Source organism: Desulfoluna sp. HI9BLuna (assembly GCF_056829775.1).
Map to the genome: position 1 here is coordinate 1,945,890 of NZ_CP186555.1, position 14,161 is coordinate 1,960,050.

Below are 14,161 nucleotides of genomic sequence, written 5' to 3' on the forward strand. Positions count from 1 at the left end.
CATTCAGAATGTTCCCCGATACCTGCCTTTGCATTGTCATACGACCGATTTGAAGGGACAGGCACACACGTGAATCGTCCGCGCCCTGCGAATATTTCGATGACGATTCGTATCGTACGACGCGATATCCCGCCGTTCGCACCCACGCGACAGGAAGCGATTCAAAAGGGCCATGTCCTCAATTCGCGACGCCATCATCACATCTTACGTGCTGCATCATGGGAGTTGAAAGGCGACGCAGCGTCGGGCACCGCAATGCCGTACCGGACCGTTTTTAAAGGCGACCAACCGCCCATGCAGGCAAAAAAAACGATCCTGCCAAGCCCCGAAAATCATGACGTGATAAGCGGTTGTCGCATGTCACACTATTTTTTGAGGAGGAGATTGTGGATATTTTCAGCAACCGTTTCGAGATGAGATGGGCCGCCATCATCCTGACCATGTACGGCCTCATCATGATTCCCTTTCCCTGGTATTTCAACGAAACCTACGTGCCTGGTTTCGGGGGGGTCCCCCTGTTTGTGTACGCCTGGGTCCTTCACGGCATCGCCGTGCTGATCCTTGTCTGGCGATTCAGCCGCGAGGCACTGAAGCGCCCCGAGTACCGGAACTTCGAAGACATTCAACCTGAGAAGTAGAAAGGAGCGAGCAATACCATGGCTGACCCCTCAACATTGGTGACCCCCACACCGGTCCCGTTTTTCGTATCCATTGCCATCTACTTTGCCCTCATCGGCTATATCGGCTGGCGAGCGGCCAAATCCACCAAAACCCTGAGCGATTTTTTCGTCATGAGCGGCAAAGCCGGCGCCCTGGTGGGCGGTTTTGCCTACTTCGCCTCCCAGTACAGCATGAGCACCTTTATGGGCGTGCCTGCCGTCACCTATTCCACAGGCTTTTCCGGCATGAGCATCTCGGTGCCGGGGCTTGCCTTCTCCATGATCATCCCCGCCCTCTTTGTGGGGCGCAAGCTGATGCTCATGGGCAAGAAATACGGTTTCCTCACCATGACCGATTACCTCTCGGACCGCTACGAATCCAACGCCATCCGGGCGGTCCACGCCGTGATGATGATCGCCTTTCTCGTGGCCATCATGGGTGCCCAGACCGTGGGCGCAGGCGTTATCCTCAACACCTTCACCGGCCTTCCCCAGTGGATGGGCGTGGTGGGCATGGGCATCATCGTCATCTGCTACTGCATGGCCGGCGGCATGAAAGGTGCCATGATGACCGACGTCCTCCAGGGCTTTCTCATGGTGACCACAGCCATCGTCACCTTTATCGTCTCGGTGAAGGCCGGGGGCGGGCTCAGCCAGATCACCACCTCCCTTGCCGACGCCAACCCCGCCTACCTCACCCACCCCGGCGCCAAGGGCAACTTCCCCTGGGCCTCCTACATGTCCATGATCGTCATGTGGAGCTTTTTCACCATCGGGCAGCCCACCCTCTTCACCAAGTTTTTCACCATGAAAAACTACGAAACCATGTTCAAAGCGGTGATCCTGGGGACCCTGGGCATGCTGCTCTCCGCCACCCTCATCGAGTGGGCCGGGGCCAACGCCATCGTCTCCGTGCCCGGGCTGACCGGCAAGCAGACGGACTTCATCGTGCCCATGCTCCTTCAGGGCAACCTCAACCCCGTCCTGGCCTCCATCCTCATTGCAGGGGTGGTCTCTGCCGGTATGAGCACCATCGACGCTCTGCTCGTGGTGGCCACGGGCGGCGTCACCCGGGACATCTACCAGAACCTCATCAACCCGAAGGCCTCCGAGGGCCAGATTTTTGCCCTCTCCCGCTGGGTCACCGTGGTCATCGGCGCCTGCGGCATCGCCATCGGCATCATCAAGCCCACCACCATCTTCGGCCTCATCAAGTTCGCCTTCGGTGGGCTGGGCATCTGGGTGGCCCCCGTGATCCTGGGCATGTACTGGAAAAAAGCCACCCGCACCGGGGCCATTGCCGCGGTGATCTTCGGGGAGGCTCTCTACATCGCCATGAAGCTCTGGTTCAAAACCTGGTCCTTTGGTTTTGACCCCCTCATCGTCTGCTGGGCCGCCACCATGTGGGTCATGGTTCTCATCAGCCTCTTTACCCGCCCCGCGGGCCAGGAGACCATTGAGCGCCACTTTGACCGGCTGGTCCCAACGGCCGTGGCCCCGGAAGAGCCTGCAGCCACACCGCAACCCCACGTCGCCTGACAATAACCTCGCGGGAGGGCCACGGCGCCCTCCCGCACAGTCATCCATAATAAAGCACAGAAACCATTCGAGCCGCCGGGCTCAGTCTCCCGGGAGGAGTTGTGAAGATCACCATTGACAAAACCCTGCCAGTCTCCATATCCGTCCAGATCGAGGGTGCCGTGGAGTTCGGCATCATGGCCGGAGCCTATCGTGAGAACAACCAGCTGCCCACGGTGCGTGCCCTGAGCAGCGAACTCGGGGTGGCCCCCATGACCGTCACCAAGGCATACAAATCCCTGAAGGCCAAAGGCCTTCTGGAGTCGGTCACAGGCAGGGGGACCTTCGTGGTGCGGGACCCCAGGGAACTCAAACACCAGAACCGCCTGGAGATCCTTCGCCGGGAGTTTCTGGCCCTGCTGGAAAAAGCAAGGGTCCTGGAGGTGGACCCCGCGCTTTTCATCGGCATGTTCAACCAGCGGGAAACCGAGGTGGAAGCCCCGGTGCCCCTTCGCATTCTCATGGTGGGGAACTCCCGGCGCATCAACGAGTGCTACATCCGGAGAATCCGGGATTTCCTAGGCCGGGAGCCCCGGTTCGATAACATGGATTTTGCCCAATTCAACACGTTGACGGACACCAGGGCCCGCAACTACGACCTCATCCTTACCATCCCCCACTGCATGGCCCGAATCCGGCTTAAAGTAGGGGATACCGTCCCGGTGATGGCCCCGTACCTCATTCCCTCCAAGGAGACGCGGGAAGCCCTCGCCGCCCTGCCCCCCGGCACCACCGTTGGAGCCATCTCCCATTTTGCATCCTTTGTGCCGGCCATGGCCGAAGGAATCCGGCGTTTTGCCCCCCAGGTGGGGACCATCCGCATGGAGCTGGCCAGCAGCCCGAAGCTGCAGGAGCTCGCCGACGTCACCGACGTCCTGATCTACAGCACCAGCAGCCTGGGGACAGCCAAAGCCTTAACGGGCGTACGCGTTATGTTCGAGTACGCCCACACCCCAGAAACACGGTACCTGCGGGAGATCCTGGTCCCCGCGGTCCAACACATCCAAAAAGAAGTACAGATATGAAGATCGCCGACATGAACTGGTTCCAGGTCGAATCCTACCTGAAAACCGACGACCGGGTGGTCCTTCCCCTGGGAAGCACCGAGCAGCATGCCTACCTGAGCCTCTGCACCGATTTCATCCTCTCAAACAAACTGGCCGTAGAGACCGGTGAGGGGTGCGGGGTTCCGGTCTACCCGGGCCTGCCCTACGGTATCGCCCCTTACTTTTCCGCCTACCCGGGGACCGTCACCATCCGCCCTGAGACCTATGGCGACTTTGTGACGGACATCCTCAACAGCCTTGTGAAAAGCGGCTTCAGGCGCGTGCTAATCATCAACGGCCACGGAGGCAACAGCCCGGTGGAGGAGACCATCCGGTCCCGCATGGACAGTGTGCCCGAGTGCCAAATCCTCTTCCACAACTGGTGGTCGTCCGAGGATGTGATGGGTGCGGTCCACGCTGTGAGCCCCAACGCCTCCCACGCCTCCTGGATGGAGAACTTCCCCTGGACCCGCCTTGAGAGGGTCTCCCTTCCCTCCCGGGAGAAGGCTCCGTGCGATCCCCCGAACCTGAGGCAGCTTCCCCCCACCGAGGTGCGCTCCCTTCTGGGGGACGGCAACTACGGGGGCGCCTACCAGGCCGACGATGATGCCATGCTCACCATATGGCGCACGGCCGTGGCCGAGACCACCCGGCTTCTGGACACCGGGTGGGAGAACTGATCGTCCCGCCCTTCCCCTGCCCCAGCCCCGCAGGGAGCGCGTGCCTTGCTCCGCCCACAAAAAAAACCCGCCTTTTTTTGAAAAAAGGCGGGGTTTTTCTATGGAGTCACGGGCCAGCCGTGGCAGGCCGCGGGATCTTTTTTACTTCTGGTCTTTGACCTCTTCGAAGTCGGCATCCACCACGTCATCGTCGGCGGGTGCGGCCCCGGCGCCACCTTCGGCACCGGCCTGGCCCTCTTCAGCAGCCTTCTTGTAGGCGGCTTCGGCGATCTTGTGGGAGGCCTGGGTCAGTTCCTCGGTGAGCTTGGTGATCTCCTCGGCGTCTTCCCCTTCCATGGCCTTCTTGAGCTTTTCGATCACCTCGGCCACATTGGCCTTGGTGGCTTCGTCAGCGCCCTCGCCCACTTCCTTGACGGCCTTTTCGGTCTGGTAGACCAGGGCGTCGGCGGTGTTGCGGGCTTCCACAAGGGCCTTCTTCTGCTTGTCTTCGTCGGCGTGGAGCTCAGCGTCCTTGACCATCTGCTGGATCTCTTCTTCGGAGAGACCGCTGTCGCTGGTGATCTTGATGGACTGCTCTTTGCCGGTGGCCTTGTCCTTGGCGGAGACGGAGACAATGCCGTTGGAGTCGATGTCAAAGGTCACTTCGATCTGGGGCACGCCGCGGGGTGCGGGGGGAATGTCAGACAGGTCGAAGCGGCCCAGGGTCTTGTTGGTTTCAGCCATCTCGCGCTCACCCTGGAGCACGTGGATGGACACGGCGGGCTGGTTGTCGGCTGCCGTGGAGAAAACCTGGCTCTTGCGGGTGGGGATGGTGGTGTTCTTCTCGATGAGCTTGGTCATCACGCCGCCCAGGGTCTCGATGCCCAGGGACAGGGGAGTAACGTCCAGCAGGAGAACATCATCCACGTCGCCTTTGAGGACGCCGCCCTGGATGGCGGCACCAAGGGCAACCACCTCGTCGGGGTTCACGCCTTTGTGGGGCTCTTTGCCGAAGATGGACTTCACGCGGTCCTGAACAGCGGGCATACGGGTCATGCCGCCCACCAGGATGACTTCGTTGATCTCGCCAGCAGAAAGGCCTGCATCCTTCATGGCGGTGACGCAGGGCTTGGCCAGGTTCTCCAGGAGGTCAGCCACCAGGGACTCCAGCTTGGCGCGGGAGAGTTTCACGTTCAGGTGCTTGGGACCGGAAGCGTCGGCGGTGATGAAGGGCAGGTTGATGTCGGTCTCCATGGCGGAGGAGAGCTCCATCTTGGCCTTTTCAGCAGCCTCTTTCAGGCGCTGCAGGGCCATCTTGTCGCCGCGCAGGTCGATGCCCTGCTCACGCTTGAACTCGTCGGCCAGGAAATCGATGATGCGAAGGTCGAAATCTTCGCCGCCCAGGTGGGTGTCGCCGTTGGTGGACTTCACCTCGAACACCCCGTCGCCGATCTCGAGGATGGAGACGTCGAAGGTACCGCCGCCGAGGTCGAAGACAGCGATCTTCTCTTCGGACTTCTTGTCGAGGCCGTAGGCAAGGGAAGCTGCCGTGGGCTCGTTGATGATACGAAGGACGTTGAGGCCTGCGATGCGGCCTGCGTCCTTGGTGGCCTGGCGCTGGCTGTCGTTAAAGTAGGCGGGCACGGTGATGACGGCGTCGGTCACCTCTTCTCCAACGTACTCTTCGGCGGTCTTTTTGATGTTGGCCAGGATGAACGAGGAGATCTCTGCGGGGCTGTGCAGGCTGCCGCGCAGATCGATGCGCACGTCACCGTTGTCTGCTTTTTTCAGTTCGTAGGGCAGAATCTTTGCGTCACGCTGTACTTCGCCGGAGTCGAACTTGCGTCCGATGAGGCGCTTCACGCCAAACACGGTGTTTTCGGGGTTCGTGATGGCCTGACGCTTGGCAATCTGGCCCACGAGGCGCTCGCCGCTCTCAGAGACGGCAACGGTGGACGGTGTGGTGCGCCCCCCTTCGGTGTTGGTGATGACTTTGGCGTCTCCGCCTTCCATGATCGCGACACACGAGTTGGTTGTTCCCAGATCGATACCAATTACTTTACCCATTTTTTCCTCCATGCCTGTGCATCCGAGAGCAGGCTTCCAAATAAGTCTTTCCTGATAACTGTTCTGATGTGTATGGCCCGGGACTTGGTCTATTCGGCCTCGGCCTTTTCGTTTTCACCTGCGCTGAGAGCAGCCGCCTTTGAGACGACCACCATGGCCGGGCGAATAAGCCTGTCATGGAGCAGGTAACCCTTCTGCATCTCTTTCACCACGGTGTTTTCAGGGACCGCATTGGTCTCTTCCTGAATCACCGCCTGGTGGAAGTTGGGGTCAAAGGGCTTGCCTTCGGACTCCAGTGGCTTAAGGTGAAACTTTTCGAACACTTTCGTTATTTCAGTCAGGGTCATTTTGACCCCTTCAATGACGCCCTGTCCGGACTCGTCACCGCCATCCCCGGTGGACTCTACAGCCCTTTCGAGGTTGTCGATAACGGGAAGAAGCTGCTTGATAAACGCCTCGTTGGCGTACTTCTTCGACTCCTGAAACTCCCGGGCGGAACGTTTCTTATAATTCTCAAATTCGGCGGTGGACCGAAGCAGGCGGTCGTAACTCTCAGCCGCCTTGGCCTCTGCTTCCTTGACTTTCTCTTCCATCAACTCCTCAGGGCTTTTGGCGACCTCTTCGGCCTCAGCGTCTTCGGCAGTGGCCTCGTCAACAGCGGTCTCCTCTCCGGTGACCTCTTCAACGGCCTCATCCACCTGTGATACGGTTTCTTCTTCAGGCGTCGCGCCTTTTGCTTCTGTATGGTTCTGACTATTTTTGGCCAATGCTCACTCCTGATTCTCTCGACCCGGAAAACTCCGCTACGCTCCGTGAAACCACCTGACTGGGTTTATCTCCAAAAACCATCCGGTTTTTTCAGCCGGACGGCCGCGTCTCACAAGCAACCAATTCACAGTCCCATGAATATGAGGATTCGGGGCCACGCAGTTGAACCGGGTCTCTCACCCGGATATTTATAAAGGACAAACAGTCGAACTTTTTGCCTAAACCATTGGTGAACCGTCTGCATCATGCGATTCGAGAAAAAAATAATACGTATTGATCAGTTGTCAATGGGGGATTTACGCAAAAAAATGGGGAAAAGGGATCCGAAGGGGGGCCCAAGGGGGAGATCACCGGGAAAATACGGCAAAAAAAAACCTGACCGCATCCGCCGACCGGGATCGATCCACGACACAGACCACATCCCTTAGTGCTGCTTCCTTCCGGACCTGACACGGTTCGAGCGGGGCTGTTGCATGGCGGCCGGTCGGCAGGACACGGCCAGGAGAGATACATATACGTCGAACGACGGACCTTTTCAAGCCCCTTTTTGACCAAAGGTGAGGTATGAAGGAATCTTTGCCCCGCCCCGGAAGCGCCCCGATCCGGCACATTTCTTTTAAAATCAAACAACAAGACACATTTTATTCCAATCTTCACGCGTCTCCCCGGTTGACACCGGACAGGGGGTATTCTACCCTCAGCATCACCCGGTGGGTCGTGTCTTACAATGCGGCCAAACGCCCTAACCCCAACCCCCTAAAAAACAGTTCATGACACGACACCTCCAGACAGGGCCCGTACAGACCGTCCGCGACACTCTGGCCCGCCACGCCATGTGCCTGCCGGGCGATCACCTGCTGGTGGCCCTCTCCGGCGGCCCCGACTCCATGGCCCTGCTCCATATCCTTTACCTGCTGGCCCCCGAGCTGAGCCTTACCCTTTCGGTGGCCCACCTCAACCACGGCATCCGGGGCGAGGCCGCGGACAGGGACCAGGCCTTTTCCAGGCAGGCAGCTGAAACCCTGGGCCTTCCCTTTGTAACGGAGACCACAGATGTCCCGGCCCAGGCCCGCCAGTCCGGCACGGGTCTGGAGGAAGCGGCCAGAAACGCCCGCCACGCCTTTCTCCGTGAAGCAGCCCTCTCCTGCGGAGCCCGACGCATTGCCGTGGGCCACCACAAAGGGGACATGGCCGAACAGGTGTTGATGAACCTGTTGCGCGGATCGGGCCTCAAGGGGCTTGGCGGCATGGACCCGATGACCTCCGACGGCATCATCCGCCCCCTCATGGAACTCTCCAGAAACGAAATCACAAACTGGCTGAGCGCCCGGGGCATCGGCCATGTCACTGATGATTCCAACAGCGACACCGCCTACACACGCAACCGGATCCGCCACCGGCTCATCCCCATGCTCGAAGCCGAGTTCAACCCCTCGGCCGTGGACACCCTGGCACGGACGGCGAGCCTTCTCAGGGACGAGGAGGCCTGGCTCCGGGAGCTGACCGAGTCCCTGTTCGACGACTGTGCCGTCTCCCGGGGGGATCGGCACCTGGAGCTCTCCGCCCCCAAGCTCCGGGCCCTTCACCCAGCGGCCCGGAACCGGGTGCTGCGCCGCTCGGCGGCCGCCCTCTGCGGCTCCACCCGGACCCTCAGCGCCGCCCATATCCAGCGCCTCACCGAGCTTCTGGACCGGGGGCAATCCGGTCACTACGCGGACCTTTCCCGGGGTCTCCGCGGTATCTTCACCCAAGGGGCCCTTCACCTCACCACGGAGACCGGCAACCTGAGGCACACCCGACCGCAGCTCCTTTCAGGGGTACCGGCATTCTCCTATGAGGTGCCCCGCCCTGACCCCGGAGAATCCTGCACCGTGCACATCACCGAGACAGGGGACAGCCTGACCATCGGCTGGGCCCAGGCCCCGGAGGAACTTGCCACCAGCCGCAACGCCAGCAGGGTATACGTGGCCCCCGGGTCCGCGGGCTTTCCCCTGACCATCCGAAACCCCCGCCCCGGAGACCGCTTCCGGCCCCAGGGCGGCAGCGGAGGCCGCAAGCTCGGCCGCTTTTTCTCCGACTGCGGCCTGGAAGCGTCGCTGCGATCACGCGTTCCCCTGGTATTCTCAAAAAACACCCTCATCTGGGTGGCGGGATACCGCCTGGACGAGGCTGCAACCCCACCGTCTCCCGGTGCCCCTGCCCTTGAGATGGTGTTCCACCCGTATAAAAAAGGATAAATCCCCCCGGATGCGTCTCATTATGTCTTGCCTAAATTGCAATGATGATTAATATGAGGGTAACCCTGCGCTGAATTCAGGGATGAACCGATGACGAAAGATCATGGAGGACCCATTTCTTGAACCCATTCTATAAAAATCTCTCCCTCTGGCTGGTAATCATTCTGATGATGATCATGCTCTACAACATCTTCAATCAGAACCAGCCCGGAGGCCAGACTGTCCCTTACTCAGAGTTTATCTCGCAGGTGGAAAGCGGGAATGTGTCCCGGGTAACCATCCAGGACCAGAACCTCCTGGTAACGAACAGCAGCAACGCCACCTACAAGGTATTTGCCCCCAACGACCTCCAGCTGATCCCCACCTTGCGGGACAAGGGCGTCATCATTGAGGCCAAGCCCCCGGCTGAGGCCCACTGGCTCGTCTCCATCATCGCCTCCTGGCTACCCATGATCATCCTCATCGGGATCTGGATCTTCTTTATGAAGCAGATGCAGGGCGGGGCAGGCGGCAAGGCCATGAGCTTCGGCAAGAGCCGCGCCCGCCTTCTCTCCGAAGACCGTGAGCGGGTGACCTTCCGCGACGTGGCAGGGGTGGAAGAGGCCAAGGAAGAGCTCACCGAGGTGGTGGACTTCCTGCGCGACCCCAAAAAATTCACCCGCCTGGGCGGCCGCATCCCCAAAGGTGTCCTCCTTGTAGGCCCTCCGGGAACGGGCAAGACCCTTCTGGCCCGCTCCGTGGCCGGAGAGGCCGAGGTGCCTTTCTTTACCATCAGCGGCTCCGACTTTGTGGAGATGTTCGTGGGCGTGGGCGCATCCCGTGTGAGGGACCTCTTTGCCCAGGCCAAGAAAAACGCCCCCTGCATCATCTTCATCGATGAGATCGACGCCGTGGGACGACAGCGTGGCGCGGGCCTCGGCGGCGGCCACGACGAGCGGGAGCAGACCCTGAACCAGCTCCTCGTGGAGATGGACGGCTTCGAAAGCAACGAAGGGGTTATCCTCATCTCCGCCACCAACCGCCCCGATGTTCTGGACCCTGCCCTTCTTCGCCCGGGTCGCTTCGACCGCCAGGTGGTGGTGGACCTGCCCGACATCAACGGCCGCAGGAAGATCCTGGAAGTCCACATGCGCAAGACCCCCCTGGCCGACGACGTCCACGCCCTGAACCTGGCCAAGGGAACCCCCGGTTTTTCCGGTGCGGACCTGGAGAACATGGTCAACGAAGCCGCCCTCCTGGCCGCAAAACGGGACCAGGACAAGCTCCGCATGGTGGACTTTGAAGACGCCAAGGACAAGGTCTACATGGGCCTTGAGCGCAAATCCAAGGTCATCAAGGAAGAGGATAAGAAGACCACGGCCTACCACGAAGCGGGCCATGCTCTGGTGGCACGGTTCCTTCCCGGCACCGACGCGGTGAACAAGGTCACCATCATCCCCCGCGGCAGGGCCGCAGGCGTCACCTGGTTCCTCCCGGAAGAGCGGGACTTTAAATACAAGGACCAGCTCGTCAGCGAGCTTTCCGTTGCCTACGGCGGACGCGTGGCCGAAGAGCTGATCTTCAACCGCATCAGCACCGGGGCGTCCAACGACATCAAGCAGGCCACGGGCCTTGCCAACAAGATGGTCCGGGACTGGGGCATGAGCGACTTAGGTCCCCTGTCCTACGCCAACTCCGACGACCATGTCTTCCTCGGCCGGGAGATCGCCCAGCACAAGGATTATTCCGAGCACACGGCCCGGCTCATCGATGAAGAGGTCTCCCGCTTCATCACCGACAGCTACACCAAGGCAAAAGAGGTTCTCACCGAGAACATCGATGTGCTCCACGCCCTCTCCGAACTCCTCCTGGACAAGGAGACCATCATGGGCAAAGAGCTCGACGACCTCATCTTTGCCATGCGCCCGGGCATCGTCCTCCCCTCCAACCCCCTGGACTCAGGCGACGATGCCGAGACACCCGACGAGGTGATCCTGGAGTCCGACAGCCAGGACGACCCCGGTACAACCGTTTAAACCGACGCTTCCAGGTGACGGGGCCTTGTTTTAAAGGCCCCGTCGCCCCTGCCCGGCCCCGTTCCGGGGCGAAAGGACCTCCCATTGCCATGATCCCCTTCGACATCTCCTGGAAAAACCACCGACTCAACCTCGGGCACCGCACCTGCATCATGGGTATCTTGAACGTCACCCCGGACTCCTTCTCCGACGGCGGCCAATTTTTCAACGCGCAAAACGCCGTCAACCGGGCCCGCCAGATGGTGGAAGAGGGGGCAGACATCATCGACATCGGCGGCGAGTCCTCCCGCCCCAACGCCGACCCCGTGTCCCTGGAAGAGGAGCTGCGACGCGTGGTGCCGGTGGTTGAAGAGCTTGTCAAACACATCGACGTGCCCATCAGCGTGGACACGGTCAAGGCAGAGGTGGCCCGGCAGGCCCTTAAAGCAGGCGCCGCCATCATCAACGACATCACCGCCCTCACCGGCGACCCGGAGATGGCCAAGGTAGTGGCCGACTTTGACGTACCCGTGGTCCTCATGCACATGAAAGGGACCCCCAGCACCATGCAGAACAGCCCCACCTACGACGATCCCGTCGGGGAGGTCAAAGCCTACCTGGAAGAAGCCATCGCGCGGGCCGAGGCCGCGGGCATCGCACGGGACAAGATCATCGTGGACCCGGGCATCGGCTTCGGCAAAACCGTGGGCCACAACTACACCATCATCAAGCACCTGAAAAACCTGGAGTCCCTGAACGTACCCGTACTCATGGGCACGTCGCGTAAATCCTTCATCCGCAAGACCCTGGAGGAGGGTGTACGCACCGCTCCCATGGACGAGATCGAAATCGGCACCCAGGCTACGGTCTCCGCGTCCATCATGGGAGGCGCCCACATTGTCCGCGTCCATGACGTCAAATCCACGGCCGTCACGGTGAAGGTGATGGACAACGTCACGGCGGCCCGATAACCGAGCCGGGGCTTCCCGGTGAAGCCCCTTTTCCACCCCACGTTCAAAAGCCCCGGAGACCACGGTGACCGCAGAGGAACATCACAACCGGAGACACCTGTACCGATTCGCCCTGGGCCTGGGCCTCGCAGCCCTTATGGCCCTGATCCTCCTCTCCCTTGTCCTTCTCACAGGGCTCCGGCGGGAGGAGCACACCCTGGTCTCCCCCATTGAGGTCACCGGGATTCCCGAAGGCTATGTCATGCTCCGGCAATCCCACGCCCGGGCCAAGATCCGGGTGAGCGGGACGCCAGCAGACCTCGACCACATGGAACTGCTCCGCCTCCAGGTGAGCCTTCCCGACCACCCCGCCATGGACGGCTCCTACCCCGTCACCCTGCGTCAGGAAGAAGCCCCCCCCGTGGAGATCCTTGAGATCACCCCGTCCGAGGTCCATGTCCGCCTGGCCGAATCCGTCCAGAAAAACATCCCGGTAACGGTTCGCCTGGAGGGCAGCCCCGCCCCGGGATTCCGACTGGGCGAGGTCACGGTGACCCCCGACGCTGCCCGGGTCTCCGGCCCGTCCGAGGTGGTGCGAAACATCACGTCCATCCGCACCACCGCTGTCTCGGTTTCCGATGCAACGGCTCCCCTGTCCGTCAAGGTGCCTGCGGAACACGACCCCGGAAAAAGCCACCTCACCTTGTGCCCCGATCTCTTCACCGTTCGCATTCAGGTAAAAGAGATCCACGCCACCAGGCGCCTTGCCGGGATCCCCATCACCACCGGCCCGGACGAATCCCGCCACATCTCCATCACACCTTCCACCGTGGACATCTCGGTGACGGGTCCGGCCCGGCTTGTGGATAAGCTACAGACAGCCACAGGGGTCTCCGCCGTCATCGATACCCGCGGCCTTGCCTCCGGCATCTATGTCCGCAGAGCGGCCATCACCCTCCCCCGGGGGGTCGACCTCATCAGCGCCAGCCCCGAACTCTTCACCGTCACCATTCCCGGGTCCTGACCCCCGGTCCACACAAGAAGCCCGCCGCCTTCGCGCAGAAGTGTTGCCGGGGCCCGTCAAATGGGGTAGGATGCCGGGGTTTGTATGTTCCGGCAGTCGGGCCCCTCGCCCTTGCCGTCCCTTGAGAAACGACGATAGAAAGAAACGGCAGCGGCGGCTTGCGCCCGAAAGGCCATAAAGCCGCCATGATGAGGAGACTATGGTACTGGTTATCGATGTGGGAAACACCAACACGGTGATGGGCCTCTTTGAAGGAAAAACGCTGATCCACGACTGGCGAATCCGCTCCCAGAAAAACATGACGGAGGACGAGTTCAACCTGCTGGTCAACGGCCTTTTCAAGGAGCGGGACATCACCCCCCAAAGCATCCGGAAGACCGTCATCTCCAGCGTGGTTCCCCGCGTCAAGGACATCCTCCAGACCTTCTGCACCAAATACCTCGGTCACGCCCCCATCTGGGTGGACAACGAAACCACCAAAGACCTCATGCCCGTGCTCTACCGGAACCCGGCCGAGGTGGGAGCCGACCGCATCGTCAACGCCATCGCAGCCTACGAGAAATACGGGTGCGCCATCATCGCCATCGACTTCGGCACGGCCACGACCTTTGATATCATCTCCCCCAAAGGGGAATACATGGGAGGCGCCATCTCTCCGGGCGTCATGATCGCCTCCGAGGCCCTGTTTGCAAACGCCTCCAAGCTGCCCCGCGTGGAGATCTGCTCTCCGCCCGAGCGGGTCATCGGCCTGGACACCGCCGAAAGCATGAAGTCCGGCATTATTTTCGGATACGCAGGCCTCGTGGACGGCATGGTGGAGCGCATCAAAAAGGAGCTGGGCTGCACGCCCAAGGTCATCGCCACAGGCGGCCTTGCCACCCTCATCAGCCACGTCTCCTCCACCATTGAGTCCGTTGAGCCCGAGCTCACCCTGGAGGGCCTCCGCATCATCAGCGAACGCCTTTAACCCGGGGAAGCGCAGCGCCTCCCCGCCATACCCTATCGGCCGAAAGAGCCCCTTTCGGCCGCCCCTTGTCCCCGGAAAAACCAAAGCAAACCGTATTGATTCAGCCCCGCAGGGGCTGCTCACCTGAAACGGGATAACCCCCGAAAATTCCTGCGGAGCTTTTTTTAAAAAGCACCCCGCCGAAACCAATCGATCCATAGAAACAAATCATA

The 14,161-nt window shown here is 60.8% G+C and carries 11 protein-coding genes and 1 other RNA gene; 9 read left to right on the forward strand and 3 right to left on the reverse strand.

All coding sequences use genetic code 11. From position 1 onward, the window contains the following. Nucleotides 1-386: 386 nt before the first annotated feature. From ACOYW0_RS07740 to ACOYW0_RS07755, 4 genes are all read left to right on the forward strand, one after another. Entirely contained in the window at nt 387-638 is a 252-nt protein-coding gene (locus ACOYW0_RS07740; protein WP_482417953.1) for a hypothetical protein, read from the forward strand. An 18-nt stretch (nt 639-656) separates the two neighbouring features. Further along, the gene (locus tag ACOYW0_RS07745; protein ID WP_482417954.1) at nt 657-2,198 is read left to right on the forward strand and encodes a sodium:solute symporter family transporter; all 1,542 of its coding nucleotides are present in this window, start codon (nt 657-659) and stop codon (nt 2,196-2,198) included. A 101-nt stretch (nt 2,199-2,299) separates the two neighbouring features. After that, nucleotides 2,300-3,262, forward strand: coding sequence for a GntR family transcriptional regulator (locus tag ACOYW0_RS07750; RefSeq protein WP_482417955.1), 963 nt, complete (start codon nt 2,300-2,302; stop codon nt 3,260-3,262). Further along, nucleotides 3,259-3,963, forward strand: coding sequence for a creatininase family protein (locus ACOYW0_RS07755; RefSeq protein WP_482417956.1), 705 nt, complete (start codon nt 3,259-3,261; stop codon nt 3,961-3,963). Before ACOYW0_RS07750 ends, ACOYW0_RS07755 begins: the two co-directional genes overlap by 4 nt. A gap of 141 nt (nt 3,964-4,104) precedes the next feature. Here ACOYW0_RS07755 and dnaK read toward each other — a convergent pair whose 3' ends face one another. The 3 genes from dnaK to ffs all read right to left on the reverse strand — a co-directional run bounded on the left by dnaK (nt 4,105) and on the right by ffs (nt 7,257). Next, nucleotides 4,105-6,009, reverse strand: a complete 1,905-nt coding sequence (gene dnaK / locus ACOYW0_RS07760) for a molecular chaperone DnaK (protein ID WP_482417957.1) — start codon at nt 6,007-6,009, stop codon at nt 4,105-4,107. Between the two features lie 89 nt (nt 6,010-6,098). After that, complete coding sequence (gene grpE / locus ACOYW0_RS07765) at nt 6,099-6,776, reverse strand: nucleotide exchange factor GrpE (protein ID WP_482417958.1); 678 nt, start codon at nt 6,774-6,776, stop codon at nt 6,099-6,101. A gap of 398 nt (nt 6,777-7,174) precedes the next feature. After that, nucleotides 7,175-7,257, reverse strand: an RNA gene (gene ffs / locus ACOYW0_RS07770) — signal recognition particle sRNA small type. A gap of 290 nt (nt 7,258-7,547) precedes the next feature. On the opposite strand from ffs, the gene tilS reads away from it, so the two are divergent. The 5 genes from tilS to ACOYW0_RS07795 all read left to right on the forward strand — a co-directional run bounded on the left by tilS (nt 7,548) and on the right by ACOYW0_RS07795 (nt 13,949). After that, nucleotides 7,548-9,014: a tRNA lysidine(34) synthetase TilS gene (gene tilS / locus ACOYW0_RS07775; protein ID WP_482417959.1), complete on the forward strand. Its 1,467-nt coding sequence runs from the start codon at nt 7,548-7,550 to the stop codon at nt 9,012-9,014. A 119-nt stretch (nt 9,015-9,133) separates the two neighbouring features. Further along, a complete protein-coding gene (gene ftsH, locus ACOYW0_RS07780; protein ID WP_482417960.1) occupies nt 9,134-11,029 on the forward strand; it encodes an ATP-dependent zinc metalloprotease FtsH in 1,896 nt (631 codons plus the stop codon). Between the two features lie 89 nt (nt 11,030-11,118). Further along, nucleotides 11,119-11,979 (forward strand): dihydropteroate synthase, encoded by an 861-nt coding sequence (gene folP, locus ACOYW0_RS07785; protein ID WP_482417961.1) that lies wholly within the window; start codon nt 11,119-11,121, stop codon nt 11,977-11,979. A gap of 64 nt (nt 11,980-12,043) precedes the next feature. Next, a complete protein-coding gene (locus ACOYW0_RS07790; RefSeq protein ID WP_482417962.1) occupies nt 12,044-12,982 on the forward strand; it encodes a CdaR family protein in 939 nt (312 codons plus the stop codon). Nucleotides 12,983-13,181: 199 nt separating this feature from the next. After that, on the forward strand, nt 13,182-13,949 hold the full coding sequence (locus ACOYW0_RS07795) for a type III pantothenate kinase (protein ID WP_482417963.1): 768 nt from the start codon (nt 13,182-13,184) through the stop codon (nt 13,947-13,949). Nucleotides 13,950-14,161 lie beyond the last annotated feature (212 nt).